28 protein-coding genes are annotated in these 26,358 nt (G+C 58.8%); 13 read left to right on the plus strand and 15 right to left on the minus strand.

Annotated elements, in window-relative coordinates:
• Positions 1 to 33 precede the first annotated feature (33 nt).
• The gene (locus ASU33_RS01475) at positions 34 to 717 is read left to right on the plus strand and encodes a 2'-5' RNA ligase family protein (protein ID WP_059067431.1); all 684 of its coding nucleotides are present in this window, start codon (positions 34 to 36) and stop codon (positions 715 to 717) included.
• Positions 718 to 934: 217 nt separating this feature from the next.
• Here the strand turns inward: ASU33_RS01475 and ASU33_RS01480 are convergent, their stop codons facing one another.
• The gene (locus ASU33_RS01480) at positions 935 to 1,243 is read right to left on the minus strand and encodes a hypothetical protein (protein WP_059067433.1); all 309 of its coding nucleotides are present in this window, start codon (positions 1,241 to 1,243) and stop codon (positions 935 to 937) included.
• A 606-nt stretch (positions 1,244 to 1,849) separates the two neighbouring features.
• On the opposite strand from ASU33_RS01480, the gene ASU33_RS01485 reads away from it, so the two are divergent.
• Together ASU33_RS01485 and ASU33_RS01490 are read left to right on the plus strand one after the other, a co-directional pair.
• Positions 1,850 to 2,371, plus strand: a complete 522-nt coding sequence (locus ASU33_RS01485; RefSeq protein ID WP_149866986.1) for a hypothetical protein — start codon at positions 1,850 to 1,852, stop codon at positions 2,369 to 2,371.
• 203 nt (positions 2,372 to 2,574) lie between these two features.
• Entirely contained in the window at positions 2,575 to 3,303 is a 729-nt protein-coding gene (locus tag ASU33_RS01490; protein ID WP_059067436.1) for a hypothetical protein, read from the plus strand.
• A 13-nt stretch (positions 3,304 to 3,316) separates the two neighbouring features.
• Here ASU33_RS01490 and ASU33_RS01495 read toward each other — a convergent pair whose 3' ends face one another.
• Positions 3,317 to 3,556 (minus strand): YgaP family membrane protein, encoded by a 240-nt coding sequence (locus ASU33_RS01495; RefSeq protein WP_059067438.1) that lies wholly within the window; start codon positions 3,554 to 3,556, stop codon positions 3,317 to 3,319.
• Between the two features lie 183 nt (positions 3,557 to 3,739).
• Here ASU33_RS01495 and ASU33_RS01500 point away from each other — a divergent pair, with 183 nt between their 5' ends.
• The 3 genes from ASU33_RS01500 (at position 3,740) to ASU33_RS01510 (ending at position 7,228) form a co-directional block, all read left to right on the plus strand.
• Positions 3,740 to 4,648, plus strand: a complete 909-nt coding sequence (locus tag ASU33_RS01500; protein ID WP_059068293.1) for a LysR family transcriptional regulator — start codon at positions 3,740 to 3,742, stop codon at positions 4,646 to 4,648.
• Positions 4,649 to 4,734: 86 nt separating this feature from the next.
• Positions 4,735 to 5,931 carry a threonine synthase gene (locus ASU33_RS01505; protein ID WP_059067440.1) on the plus strand — a complete coding sequence of 399 codons (1,197 nt, stop codon included), beginning with the start codon at positions 4,735 to 4,737 and terminating at the stop codon, positions 5,929 to 5,931.
• A 430-nt stretch (positions 5,932 to 6,361) separates the two neighbouring features.
• Positions 6,362 to 7,228, plus strand: a complete 867-nt coding sequence (locus ASU33_RS01510) for a M28 family peptidase (protein ID WP_059067443.1) — start codon at positions 6,362 to 6,364, stop codon at positions 7,226 to 7,228.
• On the opposite strand, the gene ASU33_RS01515 is transcribed toward ASU33_RS01510, so the two are convergent.
• Positions 7,223 to 8,320, minus strand: coding sequence for an alkane 1-monooxygenase (locus tag ASU33_RS01515; RefSeq protein ID WP_286130382.1), 1,098 nt, complete (start codon positions 8,318 to 8,320; stop codon positions 7,223 to 7,225). The two genes, ASU33_RS01510 and ASU33_RS01515, sit on opposite strands and share 6 nt — an antisense overlap.
• Positions 8,321 to 8,602: 282 nt before the next feature.
• Here ASU33_RS01515 and ASU33_RS01520 point away from each other — a divergent pair, with 282 nt between their 5' ends.
• On the plus strand, positions 8,603 to 9,958 hold the full coding sequence (locus tag ASU33_RS01520) for an ammonium transporter (protein ID WP_286130383.1): 1,356 nt from the start codon (positions 8,603 to 8,605) through the stop codon (positions 9,956 to 9,958).
• Positions 9,959 to 10,228: 270 nt separating this feature from the next.
• Here the strand turns inward: ASU33_RS01520 and ASU33_RS01525 are convergent, their stop codons facing one another.
• The 6 genes from ASU33_RS01525 to ASU33_RS01550 form a co-directional block, all read right to left on the minus strand.
• Complete coding sequence (locus ASU33_RS01525) at positions 10,229 to 10,498, minus strand: DUF167 domain-containing protein (RefSeq protein ID WP_059067445.1); 270 nt, start codon at positions 10,496 to 10,498, stop codon at positions 10,229 to 10,231.
• A gap of 6 nt (positions 10,499 to 10,504) precedes the next feature.
• Positions 10,505 to 10,708, minus strand: a complete 204-nt coding sequence (locus tag ASU33_RS01530) for a hypothetical protein (protein WP_059067447.1) — start codon at positions 10,706 to 10,708, stop codon at positions 10,505 to 10,507.
• Between the two features lie 31 nt (positions 10,709 to 10,739).
• Positions 10,740 to 11,486, minus strand: coding sequence for an endonuclease III domain-containing protein (locus tag ASU33_RS01535; protein WP_286130384.1), 747 nt, complete (start codon positions 11,484 to 11,486; stop codon positions 10,740 to 10,742).
• Positions 11,487 to 11,595: 109 nt separating this feature from the next.
• Complete coding sequence (locus ASU33_RS21620; protein WP_149866987.1) at positions 11,596 to 12,507, minus strand: hypothetical protein; 912 nt, start codon at positions 12,505 to 12,507, stop codon at positions 11,596 to 11,598.
• A 384-nt stretch (positions 12,508 to 12,891) separates the two neighbouring features.
• Positions 12,892 to 13,308 carry a response regulator gene (locus ASU33_RS01545; protein WP_059067452.1) on the minus strand — a complete coding sequence of 139 codons (417 nt, stop codon included), beginning with the start codon at positions 13,306 to 13,308 and terminating at the stop codon, positions 12,892 to 12,894.
• Between the two features lie 55 nt (positions 13,309 to 13,363).
• On the minus strand, positions 13,364 to 14,890 hold the full coding sequence (locus tag ASU33_RS01550; protein ID WP_149866988.1) for a sensor histidine kinase: 1,527 nt from the start codon (positions 14,888 to 14,890) through the stop codon (positions 13,364 to 13,366).
• Between the two features lie 121 nt (positions 14,891 to 15,011).
• On the opposite strand from ASU33_RS01550, the gene ASU33_RS01555 reads away from it, so the two are divergent.
• Positions 15,012 to 15,827: a TrmH family RNA methyltransferase gene (locus ASU33_RS01555; protein WP_059068298.1), complete on the plus strand. Its 816-nt coding sequence runs from the start codon at positions 15,012 to 15,014 to the stop codon at positions 15,825 to 15,827.
• Here ASU33_RS01555 and nagA read toward each other — a convergent pair.
• Positions 15,824 to 16,972 carry an N-acetylglucosamine-6-phosphate deacetylase gene (gene nagA, locus ASU33_RS01560; protein WP_059067455.1) on the minus strand — a complete coding sequence of 383 codons (1,149 nt, stop codon included), beginning with the start codon at positions 16,970 to 16,972 and terminating at the stop codon, positions 15,824 to 15,826. The two genes, ASU33_RS01555 and nagA, sit on opposite strands and share 4 nt — an antisense overlap.
• Before the next feature lie 91 nt (positions 16,973 to 17,063).
• On the opposite strand from nagA, the gene ASU33_RS01565 reads away from it, so the two are divergent.
• Positions 17,064 to 17,336: an acylphosphatase gene (locus ASU33_RS01565; protein ID WP_059067457.1), complete on the plus strand. Its 273-nt coding sequence runs from the start codon at positions 17,064 to 17,066 to the stop codon at positions 17,334 to 17,336.
• Positions 17,337 to 17,447: 111 nt separating this feature from the next.
• Here ASU33_RS01565 and typA read toward each other — a convergent pair whose 3' ends face one another.
• Complete coding sequence (typA, locus tag ASU33_RS01570) at positions 17,448 to 19,256, minus strand: translational GTPase TypA (protein WP_059067459.1); 1,809 nt, start codon at positions 19,254 to 19,256, stop codon at positions 17,448 to 17,450.
• Positions 19,257 to 19,432: 176 nt separating this feature from the next.
• Between typA and msrB the strand changes: the two genes are divergently transcribed.
• From msrB to ASU33_RS01585, 3 genes are all read left to right on the plus strand, one after another.
• Positions 19,433 to 19,981, plus strand: a complete 549-nt coding sequence (gene msrB, locus ASU33_RS01575) for a peptide-methionine (R)-S-oxide reductase MsrB (RefSeq protein WP_078062848.1) — start codon at positions 19,433 to 19,435, stop codon at positions 19,979 to 19,981.
• A 134-nt stretch (positions 19,982 to 20,115) separates the two neighbouring features.
• Positions 20,116 to 20,898 carry a DUF3050 domain-containing protein gene (locus tag ASU33_RS01580; RefSeq protein WP_059067461.1) on the plus strand — a complete coding sequence of 261 codons (783 nt, stop codon included), beginning with the start codon at positions 20,116 to 20,118 and terminating at the stop codon, positions 20,896 to 20,898.
• Between the two features lie 142 nt (positions 20,899 to 21,040).
• A complete protein-coding gene (locus ASU33_RS01585) occupies positions 21,041 to 21,391 on the plus strand; it encodes a hypothetical protein (RefSeq protein WP_059067463.1) in 351 nt (116 codons plus the stop codon).
• A 79-nt stretch (positions 21,392 to 21,470) separates the two neighbouring features.
• On the opposite strand, the gene ASU33_RS01590 is transcribed toward ASU33_RS01585, so the two are convergent.
• Positions 21,471 to 22,181 (minus strand): hypothetical protein, encoded by a 711-nt coding sequence (locus ASU33_RS01590; protein WP_059067465.1) that lies wholly within the window; start codon positions 22,179 to 22,181, stop codon positions 21,471 to 21,473.
• 231 nt (positions 22,182 to 22,412) lie between these two features.
• Between ASU33_RS01590 and metG the strand changes: the two genes are divergently transcribed.
• On the plus strand, positions 22,413 to 24,473 hold the full coding sequence (metG, locus tag ASU33_RS01595) for a methionine--tRNA ligase (protein WP_059067467.1): 2,061 nt from the start codon (positions 22,413 to 22,415) through the stop codon (positions 24,471 to 24,473).
• A 54-nt stretch (positions 24,474 to 24,527) separates the two neighbouring features.
• Here metG and ASU33_RS21120 read toward each other — a convergent pair whose 3' ends face one another.
• From ASU33_RS21120 to ASU33_RS01610, 3 genes are all read right to left on the minus strand, one after another.
• A complete protein-coding gene (locus tag ASU33_RS21120; protein ID WP_149866989.1) occupies positions 24,528 to 25,001 on the minus strand; it encodes a hypothetical protein in 474 nt (157 codons plus the stop codon).
• Position 25,002: 1 nt separating this feature from the next.
• Positions 25,003 to 25,566 (minus strand): aminoacyl-tRNA hydrolase, encoded by a 564-nt coding sequence (gene pth / locus ASU33_RS01605; RefSeq protein WP_059067471.1) that lies wholly within the window; start codon positions 25,564 to 25,566, stop codon positions 25,003 to 25,005.
• A gap of 87 nt (positions 25,567 to 25,653) precedes the next feature.
• Positions 25,654 to 26,226, minus strand: a complete 573-nt coding sequence (locus ASU33_RS01610; RefSeq protein ID WP_059067473.1) for a 50S ribosomal protein L25/general stress protein Ctc — start codon at positions 26,224 to 26,226, stop codon at positions 25,654 to 25,656.
• Positions 26,227 to 26,358: the final 132 nt, after the last annotated feature.

The following is a 26,358-nucleotide window of genomic DNA, read 5'->3' on the forward strand; positions in this document are numbered from 1 at the left end:
ATGTGGTATGTTTATCATTCCACTGTTTCAACCATGCACCTAGCCACCCACTACACCGCCATGTGGCGAGAGGCATTGCCTAGGTTAGAAAGCAACAGCATAGCCACAGACCCGCTAATTGACGACCCCAACGACCACCGTCTAGGTCTCACACTGGTTATCCGCCCTGCAGCCGAGGTTAAGCAACGCATGGTCGAGTTCGTGCAACAATTGCAAGGCTTCGAACCCGACCAATACTACTACCCGCCCTCCGACATGCACGTCACGCTGCTGACGCTCATTTCCTGCTACGAGGGCTTTTCGCTAGACCAGGTAGACCTAGACGCCTACACCCAACTGCTGGCAGGCGTAGTGCAGGAAGCCCGGCCATTCACCCTCGATTTCACGGGCATCACAGCCTCGGCCGCTACGGTAATGGTGCAGGGCTTTCCTAGGTCCGAAGCGCTGCAGCAGCTGAGAAGCCGATTGCGCACCGCCTTCCACGTATCAGGCCTGCCGCAAACTATCGACAAGCGTTACGTGCTGCAAACCGCGCACAGCACGGTAGCGAGGTTTAGGGCGCCGTTGCAGCAGCGACAGCGGTTCGTGGAAGCGTTGCAGCAATACCGGCAGCACGTTTTCGGCTCGATGCAAGTGGAGCAAGTAGAGTTGGTATGCAACGATTGGTACCACCGCGCAGCGGTAGGGCAACGGTTAACCGAGTTTTGGCTGGCGTAAGCATTAAGATAGCCCGTACTCACGCCAAGTACGTAACCCTAACTGAGTTGAATGGCTTGCCGATGCATAGGGAACCGACTGCCTAATGCGTTTGCTCGGGGGCCATTCAACCCTCCTGCTGCGATAGTTGCAGCACCTGCGAGAGCACAAAAAAGCCGCGCTGCAAAGGTGTGACGTAACCCTTTGCAGCGCGGCTTATTGGTAGCATGGTTGCGACCTAGGCGCCCCAGGTTATTTGCTCCACTACCCGCGGGAAGTGTTCCAGTTGTTTGCGCGCAGCTTGCTCGTTGCGCCGTCTGGCCCGAATTGCGGCCCGCTTCTGCTGCACGTGGTCGATGAAAGTGCGGGCCTCCTCAACGGTTTGGAAGCGCGCCGGAGAAGTACGGGTTTTAAAATGCCCGTAACTGCGGTGCTTTAGCGTTTGCCATTTGCTCCAGGGCAAGTACCACACACTGCGGCGTTCTTCAACCTGAAAAGGCTGAACACCCGACAGTGGTCCTACTTGCACGATGCGAAAAGTATTCATGGTATGCGTAGTACTGCGTTGCAGTGAAGGTGTCGTGGGAGGGGAGGTAAACAGACGCGAGAAAACTGCCTTGCAACAAGCCTGCCGCGCCACATCGGATCGGGAGAACATCGCGCAACATGCTTCTGCACCGGCAACCTGCAACACAACTCAGGCGCTAATTGCGGCCAGTTGGCTGAGCCTCAGGAAAGTGGCGGTGCAAGAGATGTAAATACGAAATGTGCTATTTGGCAACAAAGTTAAAGGCACTAGCTATACTTAGCAATAACGACCTTAGATTACTGTTGCGCTGTAATTCAATTCTTGCTGTTGCTTTAAGGTGGTGTTGTTATATTGTAAAAGTATAATTTTTGTCGTGCCATGTGCTTTGGTGTTTGTACTCAACGCCAACTAGAGTGCACTGCAAATCGGAGCGCATTTGTCTGGGTATCAATCGGGCAAGTGCTCTGAAGCGAGCTTGGTTTTGATTCCGCAATCGACGCGACAGGTTGCCGGGACATAATGGTGGCTTTGCGCCCGCCGATGCCTATTTTGGCGGATCTTACTTGGTGGGTTGCTAAGCTATCCGCCAATGCTAAGCCCTGTTTTCACCACAACCAAACCGTTATGTCCGCGTCTTTTTCCCACTTCGGCCTTGTTCTGGCTGGCGTTACTGCTTTGTCGCTGATGGCTGCTTGCAACCAGGCGCCCGCAACCAAAGTCGCCGAGAGTACAGCCGCCACCTCCGCGGCTCACCAAAAGGCCAACGCCTTGTTTGAAAAGCAAGCGTACGGCGAGGCGTTGCCCAAGCTCTACACGCTAGCGCAGAGCAACCCCACCGATGCCGAGCTGCACTACAAAATCGGCGTGGCTGAAGCCAACCAGAAAGAGTACGCCAAATCGACTGCCAGCTTCCGGACGGCCCTGCACCACGGCTACGACAAAGTGGCCATCATGCGCAACATCGGCATCAACCACATCTGGACGCAGCGCCTCGATTCGGCCAAGCACTACCTGCGCACGGCACAAGCCCTAGCCCCCGAAGATGCCAAAACTCTGAAGGCATTTACCATCCTCAACAACGAGGAAAAACAGCGCTGGTCGAATAAGCTTGACAGTGTAAAGGCGAGCGTGCCGACGAAATTATAGCCCCCTCGGAATGCTCCAATGGAAAATCCGAAGGTTATATAACTACGAAAAGATTCGTAAAATAATTTGCTTGTAGACAGCTGTTTGATGCAGCGGTAGGGTGGGTGCGGAGTCATTCCGGCATGAAAACGCACCGCCTAGTACTCGCAATTAGTGCAGCGGCATCGGTGGGTTTGGCACCTTTAGCAGGAGCCGCCCAGCCGATGGCCCGGGCACAACAGTTTGCCAGCAGCACCGTGGTGCTGAACTCTGGCGACACCCTCCGCGGCCCGCTCACGATGTACCTCGACCGCGACTTACTGCTGCTTACCCTACCCGATGGGCGCGTGCGCACCGTGCCGGCCAATGAGGTACGAACCTTTGCCGTGCGCGGCGACGGGCAACCCTTCGATGCTACCGCCAACGGACACATGCAACCCTTGCGCAGCGGACGCGGCGAGCTGCCGTGGTTTGGCTACAACCGGGCGCGGCAGTTTCATGTGTACCGCTGGAGCCGCGATATGCCCAACGCCAACTTTACTTGCCCAGCATTTTTCGAGTTGATGAGTGGCGGCCCTGTAACCTTGTACCGACGCTGCAACCTAGTACTCCGGCGCGTGCCCTGGGCCGACCCCACTTTTTGGAGCCCCACGGCCATCCCAACGCGGCGCCTAAGCGACATGTACTACATGCCCGCCGATAAGTATTTCTTGGGTACGCCCGATGGGTACATTGTGCGGCTGCGCCAGCCCAAGCGCGATTTGCTGGCTTATTTTGCTCGCGAAGCCCGCGATATTGAAAAGTTTGCCCGCCAGCACAACCTGCGATTTACCGACCCACGCCAATTAGCGCGCCTCGTCGACTACGCCAACAAGCTGCGGCCTTACTGGCCGGGCTCGAGCCCGGTAGCGCGCCGGCAAGCGGCTGCTCCCTCGCTTACTACCCAACCCTAGGTGCCGTTGGGCGCTAAGCACTTAACCGCCCCGGTTTGTGGGGCTTGCTGCGAAGCAAATCGCGGGTGGAGAGGCCCAGCAAAGCGTACAGCGGACTAAAACCGGTAAGCCCCGTGAAAAACAGCCCGGCCGAAAGAACTGCCAACAACGCCAACATGCTTTCGCTTTGGCCTTCCATGAAAAGCTCGGTGCCCAGCATCACAGCAAATAGCAAACGGATCAGACGATCGGGGAGGCCTAGGTTGCGACGCATGACTACAGCAGTTTGGAGGACGACGCCAATAAGTAACACCCGACAAAGCCCAATCTGCAATGACTTCCGTCATAAAATTTGGCGGCGTGCAAATGCTGTTGTTATAGTTCAGTTTGTGGGTGCGGGCGGATGCCCGGCGGCGTACAAAGCGGCTACTTAGCGGCCTCGTTGTACCTTCCGGCCATGCTTTCGCATCAACACGAAGTATTCCTGGAAGTAGCCCGTCGCCTCAGCTTCACCAAAGCCAGCCAAAGCCTGTTCATCAGCCAATCGGCCGTTAGCAAGCAGGTAAAAGCCTTGGAGGAGCACTACAAAACGGGCTTGTTTGAGCGCCTAGGCAATGCCGTGGCGCTTACGGCGGCCGGCCAGCTGCTCTACCAAAAACTACTGCAGGTGCAGCAGCTGCAAACCGAGCTCCAGCAGGAAATGGCCGATCTGAGCCCGCGCTTTACGCCCGACATCCGGATGGTAATCGGGGCCAGTACCACCATTTCGCTGTACGTGCTGCCGCCGGTGCTTTCGGCCTACCTAGGGCACCACCCGCACGTGCAGCTCACGCTCAAAAACCGCAACAGCGAAAACATCCTTAAAGCCCTGCTCGAGCACGAAATCGACCTAGGCGTAATCGAGGGTATACATCGCGTGAGCAACGTTACCTATACGCCCTTGCTCTCCGACGACGTGGTGGCCGTGTGCTCGGCCAAAAACCCGCTGCAAGGCCGCAAGCTGGAGCTCACCGACCTCTACCACGTACCGCTGGCTTTGCGCGAGCCTGGCTCGGGTACCTTGGCCGTAGTGGAGCAAGCCTTGCTGGCCCAGCGCATTCGGCTTGGCGATTTGCACGTGAAAGTGCGCCTGGGTGGCACCGAGGCCCTCAAGAACTTTGTGCGCGTCGACCCGAGCGTGCTGGCTTTTTTGCCTCGGCAAGCGGTGGTAAAGGAGCTGGCCGCCGGTGAGTTGGCCGAAGTACAGGTGGATGACCTGCAGCTGCGCCGGCACTTTGAGTTTGTGCAACGCCGCGGCACCGAGAACAACGCGCCATTTAAGGACTTTATGCAGTTTGCGCTGCGCTATTATTCGAAATCAGAATAAGCCATGCGAAAATACCATGCTTTGGAGGCATAACCACTGAGGGGGTTGACAGCGTTCTTTGGGCAGTTTTCACCCAAACGCAAGCCATGGCTACTATCACCGAACCTCTGAGTCGAGTAAGCGAGCTGGTGTGCTCGCGCTGCCACGCGCCGCATTCGGCGTTTTCCCCCCAAACCGTGGCTGAGTGCTGCGCTGCGCCACTGCTGGCCCGCTACACGCTCGAGAGAGGTTCACTGAACAAAGAAGCCTTGGCTGCCCGCCCGGCCACCATGTGGCGCTACCGCGAGGTGCTACCACTGCTCGATGATGCGCACATGGTGAGCCTGGGCGAAGGGTTTACGCCGCTGCTCACGCTCCGCAACCTAGGAGCCCGCTACGGCTTGGCTTCGTTGCTGCTGAAGGATGAAGGCCAAAACCCCACCGGCTCGTTTAAGGCCCGCGGCCTGAGCATGGCCATATCCAAGGCCAAAGAACTGGGAGCTGAAGGCTGCATTATTCCAACGGCTGGCAACGCGGGCGTGGCCATGGCTGCGTACTGCGCCAAGGCCGGCCTGCCTGCCACCGTGGTAATGCCGCGCCACACGCCCAAAGCCTTTCGGGAGGAGTGCTACTGGTATGGCGCCGATGTGCAATTGGTCGATGGCCTCATCAACGACTGCGCGGCCCAGGTGCGGCAAATCAACGCCGATGGCCACTTGCTTGATGTATCGACGCTGAAGGAGCCGTACCGCATTGAGGGCAAAAAAACCATGGGCTACGAAATTGCCGAGCAGCTGCAGTGGCAATTGCCCGACGTGATAGTGTACCCTGCGGGCGGCGGCACCGGGCTCATCGGCATCTGGAAAGCTTTCGAGGAGATGAAAGCCCTGGGTTGGCTGGCGCCTGATGCCAAGCTGCCGCGCATGGTGGCTGTGCAAGCCACCAATTGCTGCCCGCTGATCGAGACCATAGCCGGCAATCAGCCCAACAGCCAGCACTACAACGGCCGCCCCACCATTGCCAACGGCTTGGCAGTGCCACGCCCCCTAGGCGAGGCCCTGATGCTGCAAGTACTCGAGCAGTCGGACGGAACGGCCTTGAGTATCAGCGACGACGAAATGGTAGAAGGTATGCGCGAACTGGGCCGCTCCGAGGGCTTGTTTGTGGCGCCCGAAGGCGCCGCCGTGTGGATGGCCACCCGCAAGCTGCTGACAAGCGGCTGGCTGCGCGCCGGCGAGCAGGTGTTGCTGCTAAACACCGGCTCAGGTCAGAAGTACCTCGACAACGTAGAGGGCAGGTATTAGCCATAGCTGCCGGAGCTTCGTCGGCCAACACCCGCCCGTCCTGCTGAACGCAGTCGAAGCATTTCTATGGCTTCTTAAGCGCACATCAGCACCTTCTTCTCTAGAGTGTCATGCTGAGCTTGTCGAAGCATCTCGCGTGCTTCGTTGCAGTCAACCTAGCCCGTCATGCCGAGCGGCAGGCGAGATATTTCGCCTACTGATGCTGGAAAGAATATGCTATCCGACGAGATGTTTCGGCTGCGCCTCTGCATGACGACCTAGGAAAAGCGGTAGATAAATTAGCCCATTTATAGCTGTGCGTATTAGTTGGCGCCCTTGGTGGTTGATACTGATTTTATTGGCCTTAGGGGCCGGTGGGTGGTTGCTCGGTAAGCTTCGGAATGGTTCTTTGCCGTATAGCCTATCCGCAAGCAACCAAGCCAACGCACCTATGCGCGCCAACCAAGAGCGGCTCTATGCCGATGTCAAGTTCCTGACCTCGCTGCAGCCGGCCCGCAACTACCGCAACCTCACTTCGCTCAACCAAGCGGCCGACTACATCCGCACCGAATTCGAAAAGTTGGGCTGCCCCGTGGAGGAGCAGTCATTTAAGGCCGATGGCCGCCAGTACCGCAACATCATTGCCACGTTCGGCCCCGCCGATGCCGAGCGCATTGTTATCGGGGCGCACTACGATGTGTTTGGTGAGCAGCCCGGCGCCGACGACAACGCCTCGGCCGTAGCGGGCCTGCTCGAAACCGGGCGCCTGCTGCGGGAGATGCAGGCCAGCCTGCCCCCCGACCGCCGCATCGACCTGGTAGCTTTTCCCAACGAAGAGCCGCCGTACTTCGCCTCGGAGTACATGGGCAGCGCCGTGCACGCCAAATCGTTGCACGATGCGGGCGTAACCGTGCGCGCCATGATCTGCTACGAAATGATTGGCTACTTCAGCGACGAGCCCGGTTCGCAGCGCTTCCCCACCGAAAACCTAGCCGAGCTGTACCCCAACACCGGCAACTTTATTACGGTGGTGGGCCGCGATGGGCAGGAGATGTTTACGCAGCGTGTGCAGCAACTTATGCGTGCCAAAGCCGAGGTGGATGTGCAGCGCATCAACCTCTCGGCCAAAGCGGGTTTGGCGGGCCTGTCGGATCAGCGCAACTACTGGCCCTACGGCTGGAATGCCGTGATGATTAACGATACGGCCTTTCTGCGCAACCCCAACTACCACGAAACCACCGACACCATCGACACACTCGATTTTCGCCGCATGGCAGAGGTTGTAAACGGTGTGTTGAATGCTGCCCTGAACTTATAAAACGGCATAGGTGCGCGTACGGTCGTCCATCACGTGGTGCCACAAAGGCGGCACCATGGCCAGCAGCAGCATAGTCGGGTAGCCTGCCGGCATTTGGGGGCTGCTGAGCTGGTAGCGCAAGGCATGGTACGGCCGCGAAGCCAGGTAATGGTGGTCGGAGTGCCGCGTTAGCTCATACAGCAAAATCCGACCTAGGGGCTGTTCGGCATTCCAGGAGTGGTGGGGCTGCACCCGCTCGTACACCCCGGGTCGCACTTCCCGGCGCTGCAGGCCGTAGTGCTCCACGTAGTTTACGGCCTCAAGCAACGCGCCGCCCAAAAACGCCACTGCCACAAAGCCCACGGCTGCCTGCCAACCTAGGGCACCGCCAACGCCCAGCACCGCCAGCAGCTGCAGCAACTGAAAGCGCAGCATCTGGTTGTGCCACGGGTGCCATACCGGTTGCGCGGCGCGTTGCAGGCGGGTAGCCTCGAGCTGCCATGCCGAGCGCCAGCCGCCCCACATCGAGCGAAGCACAAACGGGTAGAGGCTTTCGCCAAACCGCGCGGTAGCCGAATCGAGAGGTGTGCCCACATGCCTGTGGTGCCCGCGGTTGTGCTCGATGAAGAAGTGCAGGTACAGGCTGCTGAGCAGCAGGGTTTGCGCCAGCAGTTGCTCCAGCCGGTTGGCGCGGTGCCCAAGCTCGTGCGCCACGTTGATGCCCAGCACCCCGCAGCAAATACCCTGGCTAGCGGTAAGCCCGGCCAGCTCGGCTGGGCTAAGGGGTTGCACGCTCAGCGTGTGGAGGTACCAGCCCAACAAGCCGTACTGCAGGGGCACATTCAAGTATAGCAGCCCATCGAACACCCATGCGTAAGCCGCCGATGTGGTAGCTGGCTCTTCGGGTTGGGGCTTGAGTCTAGGTAATACCCACTGCTCCAGCAAAGGCACTAGGCCAAATACCACCACTGGCGTAAGCCACGCCCATGCGCCGTGCCACAGCAAGCCCAACGCTGCGCACACAGGCACAATGTAAGCCAACATGTAGCGTAAGTCGCGCAGCTGCATAAACTCGGCAATAGCTTGAAGGCTATACGTAAGATAATGCGACAAGCGACTGAAAGCAATGCTTTTTATCAGCCACTGGAGGGGTGTTTACATAGTGTTCGGTATTTAGCAGAGGGTGTATTGATTATAGGGGGGTAATAGCAAATATAATGTATTTTTTGAGACTATTATCCCTATTTAACAAGGGGTGTATAACCATATCATACATATTTTGCTGGATATGCCTATAAAACTTGAGAGTGTTCTTGTTGCAATAGATATTTCGTGAATACATTAGCTAGTGCAGGTAACTAGCCCACGCCTCTTATGCCAACCACTACGCCAAAATTGTCCTTTGCTCGTGTAGCCCTAGGTGGGTTGCTGCTGAGTGCAATGATTGCAGCCGCTACGCCTGCCGCACACCCGGTAGCCCTGCCCGGCTCGCTAAGTGCTGCCGACATAGCCTGGATGCTAACGGCCACCGCCATGGTGCTGATCATGACGCCGGGGCTGTCGTTTTTCTACGCGGGTATGGTGCGGCCTAAAAACGTCATCAGCACCATGCTACAAAGCTTTGTGGCCCTGGGTGTCATCACGCTGGTGTTCTACTTTGTTGGTTTCTCGCTGGCCTACGGCGACTCGTGGCACGGCATCATCGGCTCACCGTTTACCTATGCTTTGCTGCGTGGGGTGGGCACGGCGCCGCACCCGGTGTTGTCGCCTACTATCCCGTTTATCTTGTACTTCGCCTTTCAGCTGAAGTTTGCCATTATCACGCCAGCCCTAATTACCGGCTCGTTTGCCGAGCGGGTACGCTTCAAAGGCTACTTGGCTTTCATGGTACTGTTTTGCCTGTTCATCTACTGCCCACTGGCGCACTGGACGTGGCACCCCGAAGGCTTCTTGCGCCGCTGGGGCGTGCTCGATTTTGCCGGTGGTACGGTGGTGCACATTTCGGCGGGCATTGCGGCGCTGGCTGGGGCCATGGTGCTAGGGCCGCGCACTACGCACCGCAAGTCGTCGTTCTCAACGCCTAACGTACCGTACGTGCTGCTCGGCACGGGTTTGCTGTGGTTTGGCTGGTTTGGCTTCAACGCAGGCTCGGCCCTAGGTGCCAACGAGCTGGCCGTAACGGCTTTCGTGAACACCAACCTGGCTTCGGCGGCGGCGTTGTTTGCCTGGCTGCTGGTAGAGGTGGTGCGCGGTGGCAAGCCCACGGCCGTGGGTGCTTGCACCGGCGCCGTGGTAGGGCTGGTGGCTATTACGCCCGCGGCCGGCTACGTAAGCTACGGCCAAAGCGTACTGTTCGGCGTGCTGGCGGCGCTTATCAGCCACGCGGCGGTGCACTGGCAAAACTCCCGCACCACCATCGACGATACCCTTGATGTATTTCCGTGCCACGGCCTAGGTGGCATTGTGGGCATGCTGCTCACGGGCGTATTTGCCGACAAGGTGGGCCTGATACATGGCACCGCCACGGTGTTTGGCTACCACGTGCTGGGCTTGCTGATTGTGGTGGGTTACTCGTTTGGCGGCGCTTGGGCGCTGCTGAAGCTAACGGACCGCTTTTTTGCCCTGCGCGTGAAAGCCGCCGACGAAGACCTAGGACTCGACCTGAGTCAGCACGAAGAATCGACGTACCACGTGGATGAGGATTTTGAGCGCACCTACCGCAAGGAGCTGCAAGCCTCCAGGGTTGGGTAACAAGTATTCGTGCGCGCCCGCTGCTCCGGAGAATGGGAAACTCGGGGCCGCACGAACCTAGGGGGAAGGTGTAGAAGGGAGAAAAGCCGCCAGCGGGGAAACTGGCGGCTTTTCGTTTTCTGCGGTCCGCGGTTCAATGCTCACTGTGTTTGAAAGCAAACCAGTGCCGCTTGCAGCTTTGTGGTGTTGGGTGGCTAAACGCTATGAGTTTTGGCACAGGCAACCATATGGCTAGCTCAGCGCCCTCAGCCACGATCTAAGGGGAGGCGGCTATTGCGCGTGGGCAAGCAAGGCGCTGCGCAGCTCCGCATCGGAAAGGCCGGGTACATCAACCTTTTTGAACGGCGCCGTGTGGCCGCTGAGCAGGGTAAGGCTGCTGCGGGGTTGGGCCAGCACCTCGGCCAAAAACCGCAGCAAGCAGTCGTTGGCTTTGCCATCCTGCGCAGGGGCGTTCAGCCGAATGGTAATGCTGCCATCGGGCGCTAGCACAAGGGCGTTGTGGCAGGCGTTGGGTTTGGCTTTGAGGTGCAGGGTGGCCATGCCGGGCTAGGTGGTGGGCGAGTTGTAGGCGTCGTACACGTTCCAGGCCCACACGGCAAAAGGAACAATTATCGTCCACCAAAGCAAAAAGCCCACCACACCGCTGATTACCCAAATAACCACGGCTTTCAGAATCTGCCCTTTGATGAGCTGGCCCAAGCCCGGGAATATAGCCGACAGCAAAGCCGGCATGCCGTAAGTAGGTTTCATGGCTGAAGAGGAAAGAAGGTAATACGTATGCTTACGCAGCCGGTGCCATCGAAGTGCTGCCGCGTAGCTGTTGGCCGGTGGGGCACACATCGAGCAGCACGCAACGGCCACACGCCGGCGAGCGGTAATAGCAGCACTTTTGCCCATGAAACATCAGGGCCTCGTGGTGGTCATACACCAGCTGCGCATCCCAATCGGGTGGCAACAAGGCCTCAAGCAGCGCGTGCGAGGCTTCAGTGCCTACTTTGGGGCCGATGAGACCTAGGCGTTGGGCTACGCGGTGGTGGTGGCTATCGACGGGCATGGCCGGGCGGCGCAGCGTACTGAATAGCAGCGTGGCCGCGCTGGTTTTGGGCCCCACGCCGGGCAAGGTTTCAAGCCACTCACGGGCTTCGGGTACGGGCAGCTCACCCAGGAACTCGAGTGCCAGGTGCCCTTGCAGTCGCTCGGTTAGCTCGCGCAATATGGCCTGTATGCGCGGGGCCTTTTGCTCGGGCCAGGTGCACGGGCTGATGGCTTCTTCGACTTCGGCCGTGGGAGCATCGCGCACTTCGGCCCAGGTAGTAAACCGGGCCCGCAGCTGTTGGTAAGCCCGGTGCGAATCCTGGTTGCGCGTGCGGTGCGACAATACGGCGCTGATCAGCTCGCTCATAGGGTCTTTCACGCTGAAAAACCGGAAGGGTGCCCCGTAGAGCTGGCACAACCGCTCGTGCGCTAGCAACGCCAGCGCTTGGCGGTGCGCAAAGTCGGTATCGGGAGTTGGTATGGCGGCAGACACAGCTTGGCAAACGCAAGAGCCGGCTGCGCGGTTGGCCTAGGCTCCAAAAACCAAGGCCGGCCCCTAGGTGGGTACCGGCCATGGTGTGGGAGGGAAAAAGGGGTGGCGCTTAGCGCGTGGCTGCCCCGGAGTAGTTGTACATCTGCACGGCTTGCTTCAGCTTGTTGGCCTGCGAGCCGCTCACGAAGGTGGGCACCAGCAACACCGGCACCGAAATGAACACCAGCGGCGAAATGCGCTGCGCGTTGCCGCTGAAAGTGTTCAGCATACCCGCCACCAGCATACCGCCGCCCACAATGTAGCCCGCGGTGCTGATGCGCTTGAGGCGAGCCGCATCGCGCAATAGCTCCGAGCTGCCGGGGTTATCGGAAAGTGCCACGCTCAGGTTGCGCAGGTTCATGTCCTGAATCGGGCCGCCATCCTTGCTGAAGTACTCCGTTTTCACGGTGCGGTAGCCACCGCCGTAGGGGTAGCCGCCGTAGCCCCACGGGCTACCAAAACCGTAGCGGCCCATGCCGTAGCCGTAGGGCCCGTAGCCCCAAGGCCCGCCACCAAAGCCCCCCGGCGACCACGACTGCGAGGTGATGGAATACGTGCTGATGCGGCCTTGCTTTTCGCGGCGCAGGGTAGCTTCGCGCCGCGAGCCCGGCAGCGTGGTACGAACGTAGTGGCCCGTTTCGTCCTGGTAAAATTTAATCTGATCCAGATCGAAACGCTGTTGGCCGTTGAGCAGCAGGTACGAGCGGCCAATTACCGGCTGGCGCATCTCTACATCGTCGGCGGCATATACCTGGCCCGATTTCAGGCCGATGCGGTAGCGCGGTTGTGGTGCTTGCTGTGGCGGAGCCACTTGAGCTGGGGCAGGCTGAGCTGGTGCGGGTGCCGGCGTAGCTACGCTCTGGCGCACGGTGTCGGCTACGGAAGGAGGCGTGCTCAGCTGGCGCGGGGCATCCTGCGCCACGGCAGCAGCCGCGGAGGCGCCGGCAAGGCCGGCGGCGAGCAACATTGAACGAATGTTCATGAGTGGAGGGCGTGAACGAACAGGTGAATACCGTTAGGAAACGTTCGGATCGGGGGCGGTTGCATACAGCGCCGCGCCGCGCGGCCGAAAAGTAATGCCGGAGCCAAGTTGCCGCAAAAAACCGGCCAGTGCCCCGTGCTTTTCGAAACCACAACGGCAGGGTAACTCGTTCCGCGGGCCAAACTCCTTTTTAATCCCATACGTTGCTGCTTCTCACTACGATGCAGAGGCTTGCAATGAACGGGTAAGTGGCCCGGTTGCGGAGCTTATCAGGGGCCAAGATGTGATAAAAGTAGGATAAGCATAACCCTGCCAACGGCAACGGGGCCGCCGAAAGCTAATTCGGCGGCCCCGTTGCCGTTGGTAAGTACGTTACTACACGCTCTACTCAGGCTTGAGCAAGGTTTCGAGCAGGCTCATGCTGTCGATCATGTCGCGCGTGTTCTCGAAGTCGATGGGCTTTACGATGTAGCCACGCACGTTGTGTTGCTCGGCCTGCATGCGGTCGATGTCCATCTCGGAGGTGGTGGTGATGAACACCGGAATGTGGCGCAGTTCCTCGTGCGTGTTTAGCTCAGCCAGAAACTCGTGCCCGTTCATTTTGGGCATGTTCAGGTCGAGTAGAATTACCTCGGGCAGTGGCCGAATGGGTTCGACGCCGTTCAGGCCCAGCAGCATATCCAAGGCTTCGAGCCCGTTGAAGGCTGTGTAAAGCTTGTGCGGAACGCTGAACTTCTCGAACGACTTCTGCACGGTCATTGTGTCGAAAAAGTCGTCTTCTACTAGCAGAACTGAACGCATCGGGAAAGGAGGTGGTGAGGAAACAAAGGTAAGGTACTGTTGCCGCAGCCCTAGGTTACAGCTCGGCTTTGCTGAGCGCCACGCCCACCGGCTGCTTGGGCCAGGTAAACACGAACGCCGCCCCACTGCCCGCAGCCGACTCCACGCGGATGCTGCCGCGCTGCTCGTCGATAATCTTTTTCACGATGCTCAGGCCAATGCCTGTGCTTTCGGCGGTGTGCCGGTCGCGCAGCGTCTGAAACATCAGAAAAATCTTTTCGTGGTACTCGGGGGCAATGCCGGGGCCGTCGTCCTGCACCCGAAACTCGTACTGCTTGCCTGCCTCGCGGCAGCCGATGGTAATAATGCCCTGCTTGTTGTGGTGGTACTTTACGGCATTGCTGAGCAGGTTGGTAAACACCTGCTGCAGGCTTAGTCGGTCGGTAACGAGCGTAGGCAAGTCATCTTGGATGCGCAACTCAAACGTAGGCGGCACTACCAAATCGGCCACCTCGTGCACCAAGTGTTCCACGCTAATTTCCTCGAGGCGTTGTTGGGTGCGGCCCACGCGGGCGTAGGCCAGCAGGCCGTTAATCAGGTCTTCGAGGCGCGAGAGGCGGCCTTTCATTAGCCCAAAGTACTCGCGCATTTTGTCGGACAGCTCGTGGCCCAGCTCGTCTTCAATCCACTTTACCACGGTGCTCACGCCGCGCAACGGGGCCTTTAGGTCGTGCGAGGCCACGTAGGCAAACTGATCCAGCTCGCGGTTGCGTTTTTCCAGGGCCGTAAAGGTATCATCGAGGGTTTGCGTCATGCGGTTGAGCGAGGTGGCCAGGTTGCCCACACTGTCGCGTTCCTTGTCCTTGATCTTCACCTTGTAGTCGCCCTGCACTACTTGGTTGGCCAGGTTCTCGATGATGCTGATGCGGTGCGCAATGCCTTCGTTAGCGGCCGTTAGCTCGTGCTGCAAACGCTCATTGGCGGTTATTTCTACGCTTACGCGCCAGAAAAGCCACAGCGTGATGACGATGGCAAAAGTGGTCGATATCAGAATAATAGCCGGCGTGATGGTCTCGTAGGTGCTTTGCTCGGAGCTGCGCTCCTGCAAAATCTCCAGCTCGCGCGTGCGGGCCCGGCTCAGGAGGCGTTCCACCGCGCGCATGGTTTGGCGGTCGGTATCGAGCGTTGTTTGAATGGTGGAGCGCGACAGATTGCCTTTGCTGCGGGTGAGGTCGGCGAGCAGGCGCAGCTGCACATTAATCAGGGTTTCAAGAGTATCGAGCCGCAACTGCTGCTTGGGGTTGTCCTGCGTGAGCCGATCGACTTCGTTAAAATGCCCCATTACCTGACCTTTGGCTTTGTTGTAAAGCCCTAGGTACACCGTGTCGGTGGTGAGCAGGTAGCCGCGCACCCCCGAGCGGGCATCTTTGATGCGCAGCTCCATATCCTTGAGCTGCTGCATTACCTGGTATGAGTGCTCGACCCACTGGGTACGGTTGCTCAGCTGCCGGGTGCTGATAAACGAGGCCACCGCCGTGAGCAGAAGTACACCGGCCGCAATAAAGAAGCCGATGTACAGTTTAGTCTTCGTGTTGAATACCATGTTGAAAATGCCGTAGGCCAACGACTACGCAAGATACATACCCCGGCGCGCTGCTGTTCAAAAACCCGCACGCGTGGTGCCGTGCCGTATCTTCGTGGCGCCTACGAATACCTTCCCCGCCATGCCCGATCCGATCAGCAGCCCGCAAAACCCCCGCATCAAGAACCTGCTGCGCCTGCAGCAAAAATCAGCGGAGCGGCGGGCGCAAGGGCTAACTATCATCGAAGGTTTGCGCGAGCTGACCATCGCGCGGGCTGCTGGGGTGGCGGTGCCCACCGTGTTTGTATGCGCCGAGTTGCTGCCCGCCGCCAAGCATGCCGAGTTGCGGCAGGTGCTCGATGCCGCCACCGAGTGGTTTGATGTTTCGCGGGCGGTTTTTGAGAAGGTGGCCTACCGCGAGGGTTCCGATGGCGTGCTGGCCTTAGCGAAGCCGCCGTTGCGCCGCCTGCAAGAGCTGGAGCTGCCCGCCAACCCGCTGCTGCTGGTGCTGGAGGCTGTGGAGAAGCCCGGCAACCTAGGCGCGGTGCTGCGCACGGCCGATGCGGCCCAGGCCGACGCCGTAATCGTGTGCGATCCGCGCACTGACTTGTTCAACCCCAACGCCATTCGCTCGAGCATTGGCTGCGTGTTTACGGTGCCGGTAGTAGCCACCACGCGCGAGGAGCTGCTGGGTTGGTGCCATGAGCACAACATTCGTACGTATGCCGCCGCCCTTACGCCAGTAGCCAAGCCCTACACCGATTTCGATTACTGCGGCCCCACGGCGTTGTTTATGGGTACCGAAGCCGATGGCCTGACGCCGGAGCTCATTGCCGCCTGCGACCACACCATCATCATTCCCATGCGCGGCTACATCGATTCGTTGAACGTGAGCACGGCCACGGCGGTGCTCACCTTCGAGGCCGTACGCCAGCGCGACGTAGCCGCTCAACGTTAGGGTCGCTCGGCACCCAGGGGAGGAGCGAGGCGCAGCTCGCCTGCGAATACCACGCCGTGCGCCTCCAGGGCATCATCAAACAAGCACAGGCTGGCTTGGTAGCCGGGGGCAACCAGCCCTAGGTGGTTTTCGAGACCCAGCACGCGGGCAGGGTACAGCGTAGCCATGCGCAGGCTTTCGGCAAGCGAAATGCCTACGTGCTGCACACAGTTGCGCACCGCTTGCAACATGCTAAGCGCCGAGCCCGCCAAAGTGCCCTGCCGATCCACGAACCGGTCGCCGGCGTGCCGGAACTGGTAGGCGCCCTCGGGGCTTTCGGCCACGGCATCGGTTATCAGGAACAGCCGCTCGCCCATCAGCTTTTGGCTGATGCGCACCGAGGCAAAGTCGCAGTGCACGCCATCGGCAATGATGCTGGCGTAGGCAATAGCCGAATCGTACACGGCACCTACTACGCCCGGCTCGCGCCCCGTAAGCGCCGACATAGCGTTGAATAGGTGCGTAGCCGCCGTAAAGCCGCTGCGAAACGCCGTGGTGGCTTGGGCGTAGGTAGCATTGGTGTGCCCCGCCGACAACACTACTCCGGCCTCGCGCAGCAGGGCCACCGCTTCCGGCGTAGCGACTTCGGGCGCCATGGTAAGCATGCGCAATGCGCCTTCGCCTAGGTGCAGCCATTCGCGCAGCTCGGCCACATCGGGTACCCTAATAAACTCGGCTTGGTGCGCGCCCTTTTTTTCGTGGCTGATGTAGGGGCCTTCGAGGTGCACGCCCAGCAGTCCGCCGTTGGGGTGTTGCTGCCGAAATGCTTTGCCTGCCTGCACGGCTTCGCGCATGAGCACCGGCGAGTTGGTGGGCATGGTAGCCAAGAAATGCGTGGTGCCTTGTTGACAGAACGCCGCTTGCATGCGCGCGAGCACTGCTACGGTAGGGTGGGTCGAAAAAAGAACCTGATCGGCGCCATACACCTGCAAATCGATAAGGCCTGGGGCCACATGCAGGCCACCTAGGTCGTGGACGGCTATATCTGCCGGCAACTCAGCGGTGGGCACAACCGCCTCAATCTGGTCGCCGCTGATAATAACCGCATGATGAAGCAGCTCGGCGTAGCCGGTGTGCAGAATAGCGTTGGTAAGAGCGTAGCGCATAAAGTTTGAGTAACGAAGGCCGGCAAAACAGAACCACAAAAATGCGGGTTCAGTATTTTTGGCGGCTTACGTACTACATGCTTCTGCAGCTATGATCGAACACCGCACTTTTCGCATCCACGGCCGAGTGCAAGGCGTTTTTTTCCGGCAATCGTCGCAGCAGCAGGCGCGGCGGCTTGGCCTATGTGGCTACGCCCGCAACGAAGCCGACGGTACGGTAACCATTGAGGCCGAAGGCCCGGCCGATGCCCTAGGTGCCATGGAGCAGTGGTGCCACAAAGGCCCGCCGGCTGCTCGCGTGGATAAAGTGGAAGTGCAGCCAGGAGAGGTGCAGGGGTACCAGCACTTCGAGGTGAGAAGGTAGTTTGCTATTGCTTGAGCCAGCGCTGCATTAAGCCGGCTATAACGCCTACAGATAAAACAAAAAAGGCGCGGCCGAAGCCGCGCCTTTTGATTGACAACTAGCAGATGATGCTTAGTCTTCCTTCTTAGCCATGCGCAGACGCTCGTTTTCGTCGAGGAAAATCTTGCGCATACGGATCGACTTCGGCGTCACTTCCAGGTACTCATCCTTCTGGATGTATTCCATGGCATCCTCGAGCGAGAACTGACGCTTCGGCTGAATCTTCACGTTTTCATCCGAGCCCGAAGCGCGCATGTTCGTGAGCTTTTTGCCTTTCTGCAGGTTCAAGGTCAGGTCGTTCGGGCGGGTGTGCTCGCCTACTACCTGGCCGCCGTATACCTCTTCGCCTGGGTCGATGAAGAACTCACCGCGGTCCTGCATTTTGTCGAGGGTGTAAGCCGTAACGGCACCAGCTTCCATCGAAATCAGCGAACCGCTGATGCGACCCGGGATACCGCCTTTGTAAGGCTCGTAGCTCTGGAAGCGGTGGTTCATGATGGCCTCACCGGCAGTAGCCGTCAGCACGTTGTTGCGCAGGCCAATCAGGCCGCGCGACGGAATGTTGAACTCCAAGTGCTGCAGGTCGCCCTTCGGCTCCATGATGGTCAGCTCGCCTTTGCGCATCGTTACCAGTTCGATAACCTTGCCGGCGGTTTCCTCGGGCACGTCAACTACCAGGTGCTCGATGGGCTCCAGGCGGTTGCCATTCTCGTCTTCTTTGTACAGAACCTGCGGCTGGCCTACCTGCAGCTCGTAACCTTCGCGGCGCATCGTTTCGATGAGTACCGACAAGTGAAGGATACCGCGGCCGTACACCAGGAAGGTGTCTTCGCGGTCGGTTTCCTGCACGCGCAGGGCCAGGTTCTTCTCGGTTTCTTTGTACAGACGGTCGCGCAGGTGACGCGAGGTCACGAACTTACCTTCCTTACCGAAGAACGGCGAGTTATTGATGGTGAACAGCATGTTCATCGTCGGCTCGTCGATGCTGATGCGCGACAGTGCCTCGGGGTTTTCGGCGTCGGCGATGGTGTCGCCAATGTCGAAGCCTTCGATGCCCGTTACGGCACAAATTTCCCCGGCCTGCACTTCGGTCACTTTGGCTTTGCCGAGGCCTTCGAACACCTGCAGTTCTTTGATCTTCACTTTTTTCACCGAACCATCAGCCTTCATTAGGCTCATGTTGGCGCCCTCTTTCAGAGTACCGCGGTGTACGCGTCCGATGGCGATACGACCTACGAATGCCGAGTAGTCGAGCGAGGTAACCTGCATCTGCGGCGTGCCCTCGATGAAGGGAGCCGGCGGAATTACTTCGATGATGGCATCGAGCAGCGGGGTAATGTCTTCGGTCTTCTGTTTCCAGTCGCGCGACATCCAGCCCTGCTTCGACGAGCCGTACAGCGTTACGAAGTCCAGCTGGTCTTCGGTAGCGCCTAGGTTAAACATGAGGTCGAATACCTGCTCGTGCACCTCGTCGGGGCGGCAGTTTTCTTTGTCAACCTTGTTTACTACCACAATCGGCTTCAGGCCTAGGTCGATGGCTTTCGACAGCACGAAGCGCGTTTGGGGCATAGCACCTTCGAAGGCGTCGACGAGCAGCAGCACGCCGTCGGCCATCTTCAGTACGCGTTCTACCTCACCACCAAAGTCGGCGTGACCAGGGGTGTCGATGATGTTGATTTTAACGTCTTTGTAGCGAACCGATACGTTCTTGGAAACGATGGTAATGCCACGTTCCCGCTCCAGGTCGTTGTTGTCCAGGATCAGGTCGTCGAACTGCTGGTGTTCCCCGAAAATTTTGGAGGCGTGGATAATCTTGTCCACCAGCGTGGTCTTGCCGTGGTCGACGTGCGCGATGATGGCGATGTTACGAATGTTCTGCATGAGAGCGGTTTTGCGGGCGCAAAGGTACGGAATGTTAGCCGCAAATGCTTGTTAACCTTAAGGTTTCAGAGCAAACCACGCTGTGGCTTAGCTCCGTAGGTATGCCAAACAATACCTAGGGGCATAGCGTTCGGCTAATACCCAAGGAGTTTTCAACCGTGTTCAACTACCGCAACATGCTTTTTGCTCGCCTTGCGCTACCTCTTTTTGCCGGAGTGCTGGGGCTGGTTTTGCCCGCCTGCTCGCAGCAGCAAACCAAAGCCGAACCTGCTCAAACCGGTGCCGCCTCGCAGTACCCCAAAGCGGCGCCGCGAACTAACCAGCCCAACGAGTTTGCGGTGCAGAATACCGACGACCAATGGCGCGCGCAACTCACGCCCGAGCAGTACAAAGTGCTGCGCCAGCAAGGCACCGAGCGGCCGTTTGCCAATAAGTACAACGACAACCACGCAACCGGCAACTACTACTGCGCCGCCGATGGCAATTGGCTGTTTCGCAGCTCCGAGAAGTTCGAATCGGGTACGGGGTGGCCCAGCTTTTGGGCGCCGGCCACCAATGCTTCGGTGAAGGTGCAAACCGACAGCAGCTACGGCATGTCGCGCGACGAGATTGTGTGCGCTAAGTGCGGCGGCCACCTAGGCCACGTGTTCGACGACGGGCCCAAGCCCACCGGCCTGCGCTACTGCATGAACTCAGCCGCCATGACGTTTAAGCTGAAAAAGTAACCCACGGTTGGGCCGCGCAAGGCAACCGCCTAGGTCGCAATCCGACAGGTAAGTTTGTTTCGTTTATGCGGCCTTGTTACCACAATTTTGTGGTTTCGTTGGTTACTCCAACTGCTTACCTGCCGCACTTTTTTATGTCACAGAACTCCATTGCTGCCCTGCAGCAAGCCTTGGCGCCGGCTCGGCAGCGCCTCGTCGAGCACAGCGTGTACCAATCGTTGCACTCGCTCGATGATTTACGGGTGTTTATGCAGCACCACGTGTTTGCCGTGTGGGATTTTATGTCACTGCTCAAAGCCTTACAGCGCGACCTTACCTGCACCACCGTACCGTGGGTGCCGCGCGGCAACCCCAGTACGCGCCGCCTCATCAACGAGATTGTGCTGGAAGAGGAAACCGACGTCGACCCCGAAGGCTGCCCCACCAGCCACTTCGAGCTGTACTTGCGCGCCATGCAGGAGTGCGGCGCCGATGTAACTCCCATTCAGCGCCTGCTCGAAACCTTGGCTACCGGTGCTTCGGTTGAAGAAGCCCTAGGTGCCGCCGAAGCTCCCGAAAGCGTACGCACCTTTGTGCGGCAAACGTTTGAGGTGGTAAACTCGGGCCAGCCGCATGCTGTGGCCGCTGCCTTCACCTTCGGCCGCGAAGACGTGATTCCGGATATGTTCCGGCACCTCGTGCACGATTTGCGCGCGCGTTTCCCCGGCCAGCTCGACACCTTTACCTACTACCTCGACCGCCACATCGAGCTCGACGAAGAAGCCCACGCACCCCTCGCGCAGCAAATGGTGCAGGAACTGTGCGCCGATAACGCCGAGCGGTGGCAGCAAGCTACCGAGGTGGCTCGCCGTTGCATGGAGGCCCGCGTGGCGCTGTGGGATGGTATTCGAAGTGCCGTAGCGGTTCCTGCTCTGTAATCGGCAGCCTGTCTAGGTACCTACGCCAACTGTTGGGCCTGTCGCTAATGCCTTGCTTGGCTAGTAGCGGCAGGCCCAACCTCGTTGCAGCGCTTGCGTTCAGCAGCAGGGGCAGGGGCACTTACGCCGCTGCTCCCTTTACATGCCTGCTTTCCAACGTTTGCTGATATACCTAGGTGCTTTTTCCTTAACCGGACTCGGCGCCTGCTCCTCAACCGATAGCGCCCTCGAAACTGACCGCGCCCCTTCCGAAATCCGGACCGACGCCGACCGCCAAGCTGCTTATAACCGCGGCTTGGGCACGGGCAACAGCGTGCCCGATGCTACGCCCGGCCGCGTACCGCAAGTGCGCGAGCAAGCCGCTGCCAGCGGCGGCCGTCAGCGCATCGAATCGGTAAACACCAACGCACCCAACAACACAACCCAGGAGGAACGCATGCTGCGCATCCAAGGCAATGCTACCTTGGCTACCGATACGCTGCCACGGCCCTAACAGCGCACGTGTGGCCCGCGCAAGCAACAACTGCAGTTGCTTGCGCGGGCCACACGTGTAAAGTTGGCAATCAGCTGGCTTAGGCGCCGCCTAGCACAGGGGCGGCATCGGTAGCGGCCGAGGCAGAAGCATCGGTGGCGCTTGGTTGAGCGGCGGGCTTGGCTGCCCGGCTCCGCGAACGGCTGCTGGGTGCGGGCGCAGCACCGGTGGTAGCCGCGCCGCTTCGGCTGCGCGAAGGCCTAGGTGCAGCAGGCTTGCCCTGCGGCACTTCGGCTGGCGCAGCCACCGGTTCCGGTACGATGTCGGTTTGGGCTGCCTCGGCGGTGGTGTCTGCATCCTCCCTAGCAAAGTCGGTATCGGCCGTTGCGGAGGTGTTGGCAGCGCCATCTTCCGAGAGGCTTTCCAGCGTTTGCTGCAGCAACTGGCCGCTTTCGTCGTCGAAGCGACGGGTAGCTTCCTCAATTACCTCGCGCAGCTTGGCCTTGGTCTCCTTGCGGATGCGCTTAGTCAGCTCATCGAGGCGGCGGTCAAGCTCTTTCTGTACCTGCTTAGCGGCCGCACGCAAGGCTTTTTTATTGCCCGATTTCTTGCGCTTGGTTTGCTCGTTTTCGGCGGGCAAATCAATGCTGGTGTGCGCGGCATCGTTCTGCTGCTTGCGTTCGGCTTTGGCAGCCTTACGTTCGGCTTTGCTCTGGCCGTCTTTGTCTTTCTTTTTGCCTTTGTCCTTTTGCTTGGTAGGCTGTTCTTCGGGCGTGGTGTCGGCCGTGGGGGTAGTTGCGGCTTTGGCCATAGGAGTAGAGGTTGAGGAGTGGAGAAGCAAGCGAACTACTTCGCCAAGGAAGTGAATCGGACGCAGATTGTCTTTGCTCATACAACTGAAAAGTTGGTCTGGCGCGGTAGGGGTGTGCTTAATACGTGAAACGACGAGGTGAAGACTGCGCATTTCCCCGTTTCTTTGCGCGTTTCATTCGTACGAAGCACTAACGGCTGGCCCTAGGTGCCAGCTGCCCCTCATAGCTGCATGACCTCCCCAAGCACGACCTCCCAACCCCAACGCTACACCATCACGGCAGCGTTGCCTTATGCCAACGGCCCCGTACACATTGGTCACTTGGCCGGCGTGTACATTCCGGCCGATATCTACGCCCGTTACCTGCGTGCGCAAGGCCGCGACGTAAAGTTCGTGTGCGGCTCCGACGAGCACGGCGTGCCCATTACCATTCGGGCCCAGAAAGAAGGCGTAACGCCGCAGCAGGTGGTGGATAAGTACCACGCCATCATCCGCGACTCGTTCCGGGATTTCGGCATCTCGTTCGATATCTACGCCCGCACCTCCAACGACACGCACCGCCAAACCGCTTCCGATTTCTTCCGGAAAATGTACGAGGCCGGGCAGTTCACGGAGCAGGTGTCGCAGCAGTATTACGACGAGCAGGCGCAGCAATTCTTGGCCGACCGCTACATCGTGGGCACTTGTCCTACCTGCGCCAACGAAAACGCCTACGGCGACCAGTGCGAGCGGTGCGGCTCATCGCTCAGCCCCACCGAGCTGATCAATCCTAGGTCGATGCTCTCGGGCAACAAACCCGTACTGCGCGAAACCAAGCACTGGTACCTGCCCCTCGACCAGTACGAGCAGTGGCTGCGCGAGTGGATTATCGAAGGCCACAAATCGGACTGGAAAACCAACGTGTACGGCCAGTGCAAATCCTGGATCGACCAGGGCTTGCAGCCCCGCGCCGTAACGCGCGACCTGGATTGGGGCGTGCCCGTGCCGGTAGAAGGTGCCGATGGCAAAGTGCTTTACGTGTGGTTTGATGCGCCCATCGGCTACATCTCCGCCACCAAAGATTTGCTTCCCGGCGACGCATGGAAGCCTTACTGGCAAGACCCCGGCACCAAGCTGGTGCACTTCATCGGCAAGGACAACATCGTGTTCCACTGCATCATCTTCCCGGCGATGCTCAAGGCCCACGGCGACTTCATCCTGCCCGATAACGTGCCCGCGAACGAGTTTCTGAACCTCGAAGGCGACAAGATTTCGACCTCCCGTAACTGGGCCGTGTGGCTGCACGAGTACCTGCAGGATTTCCCAGGCAAGGCCGACGTGCTGCGCTACGTGCTGGCCGCCAATGCCCCCGAAACCAAGGACAACGACTTCACCTGGAAGGACTTTCAGGCCCGCAATAACAACGAGCTGGTAGCCAACTTAGGCAACTTCGTGAACCGTGCCGTGGTGCTCACGCACAAGTTTTTCGGCGGCGATGTGCCCGTGAAAGGCCCGCTCACCGACGCAGACCGCGAGGTGTTTGCCCAACTGGCTGAGTTCCCCAAACGCATCGGTGACCTGATCGAGCAATACCGCTTCCGCGACGCCTTGGCCGAACTGATGAACCTCACGCGCCTCGGCAACAAGTACCTGGCCGACACCGAGCCCTGGAAGCTGGTAAAAACCGATCAGGAGCGCACCGGCACCGTGCTGCACGTGGCCCTGCAACTGGCCGCCAGCTTGGTTACGCTCATGGAACCCTTCTTGCCCACCGCGGCCGCGAACCTAGGCGGCATGCTGCGCATCGAGCGCCAAGGCTGGGCCCAAGCCGGTGCTGCCGGCCTGCTGCCCGCCGGCCATCACCTAGGCGACGCCGTGTTGCTCTTCGACAAAATCGAAGACAAGACGGTGGAAGCGCAGGTGCAGAAGCTGCTCGATACCAAAGTGGCCAATCAGCTAGCCAACACGCCCGTAACGCCCGCCAAAGACAACGTGTCGTTCGACGAGTTTGGCCGCATGGATTTGCGCGTGGGTACCATCCTCACGGCTGAAAAAGTAGCCAAAACGAAGAAGCTGCTGAAGCTCACCGTTGATACCGGTCTCGATCAGCGCACCATTGTAAGCGGCATTGCCGAGCATTTCGAGCCCACCAACCTCATTGGCCAGCAAGTGCTGGTGCTGCTGAACCTCGCCCCGCGCGAAATCAAAGGCATCGAAAGCCAAGGCATGTTGCTGATGGCCGAAGATGTGGACGGCTCGCTGCGCCTCATGCAGCCCGGCCAGCCCGTGCGGCCGGGAAGTTTCGTGGCGTAGGTTAAGTCTTCTGTAATCAACGTAAAGCCGGCTTAGCACTCTAAGCCGGCTTTTTCATGCATTTAATAGGCGCTGAAGCTGGGTATGTTGTTGGCTTGGAAACGAATGTCGTAACCACTTCTTTCTGTAACCTTCTTCGCCGTGTTGTAACCAAATTTTGGTGAGTACCCGCAATACTTCTTTCCCGAACTCCTTTTTGCTTGAACCGGCAGAAAGCAGTAATTCGAATTGGTCATCAGGGTAAATTCCCCAGCTAGCCCAGTCGTCAAACCATCGTACTTCTATCTGCAATGCACTGCTGTCTTCATCGGTTGTTGTGAGGAGAAGGTGGTGCTCACCTGGCTCATCCATGAAAAAGACGGATGCAGCAATTCGCCGACCTGTAAGTAAATCTAAAGCAGCATCTGCTAAGCTGGCTAAGCTGTCATGAAGATTGGAAACAGCTCCGGTTACGCTTTGCTGTTCATTGCCCAAAGTAATATCTGCCCACCCTCCATCGTCGAGAACATAGTCCAGAGTAATGGGCACTCTACTTCGTGTTATAGAAGTTCATGGTGCGCTCAAGCCCTAGGGTGCCAAACGCCAGCACGGCCTCGGCAGCCTTTTCTACGCGCAAGGGCAGGTCAATCTGCTCATCGGCCGAGAAGGGGTTGAGCACATAGTCTACCTGCCGCCCCTTCGGGAAGTTGGCATCCACGCCGAAGCGTAGGCGGGCGTACTCGTCGGTACCTAGGGTTTCCTGAATATGCTTGAGGCCGTTGTGCCCGCCGGCCGAGCCTTTGCCCTTCAGGCGAATCTTGCCGAAGGGGAGGGCTAGGTCATCCGTCACCACCAGCATCTGCTCCTTCTCCAGCTTCAGCGAAGTGAGGTAATGCGCGGCCGCTTTGCCGCTCAGGTTCATGTAAGTGGTGGGCTTTACCAGCACGTAGGTTTTGCCTTTGTGCTTGATTTCGCTAACGAACGCATGCCGGCCAATCTCAAACTTGGCATCGTGCTTTTGGGCCAGGTAGTCGAGCACCATAAAGCCGATGTTGTGGCGCGTATCGGCGTATTCCGGGCCAATGTTGCCCAGACCTAGGATCAGATATTTCATAGTGGAGTATTACGCGGGCACAAACGTAAAAAATCCTGCTCCGCACCGAAGCGAAGCAGGATTTTCTTAGTCGACAGCTCGAAAAACCTATTTCTCGGCTTGCAGCTGGCCACGCAGACCACGCGGGATGGTCACGGTAGCAATAGGAGCCAGCGGGTTGGTCAGGATCTGGTAGTTGGCAGTTTCTACCTTGCTTACCTTGATCGACTTGCCCAGGCCCAGGTCCGAGATGTTTACTTCAACGTAGTCGGGCAGGTTCTCAGCCGTAGCTTTCACCTTCAGCTTGCGCAGCTTGGTTACCAGCTTACCACCTTGCTGAACGCCGGGCGAAGTGCCTACGAACTTAACCGGTACGTCCATCTTCACTTCTTTGCCCTCCTGCAGCTGCAGGAAGTCAACGTGCAGCAGCATTTCGTTTACGGGGTGGAACTGCGAGTCTTGCACGATAGCACGGTACAGGTCGCCTTCGATGTTCAGATCAACGATGTGCACCTCGGGGGTGTACAGCAGTTCGCGGAACAGGATGGCCGGTACGTAGAAGTGCACTTGCTCTTCGCCGCCGTACATTACACACGGTACGTACGACTCGTTGCGCAGACGCTTGGCTTCCTTCTTGCCGAGATTCGCTCTTTTAAACCCTACAATCTCCAGGCTTTTCATAATACTGGTGTTTGAAAAAGTGTGGCCCGATAAAGGCCTTGAAATGAAACTGTTCCGCCCGGCTACAGCAGCCGAAGGGGCCGCAAAGGTACAGCGAAGAATTATATTTTGGAAGCCCGATGCTTAAATGAG

Source organism: Solirubrum puertoriconensis, assembly GCF_001483135.1.
GTDB classification, from domain to species: Bacteria; Bacteroidota; Bacteroidia; order Cytophagales; family Hymenobacteraceae; genus Solirubrum; species Solirubrum puertoriconensis.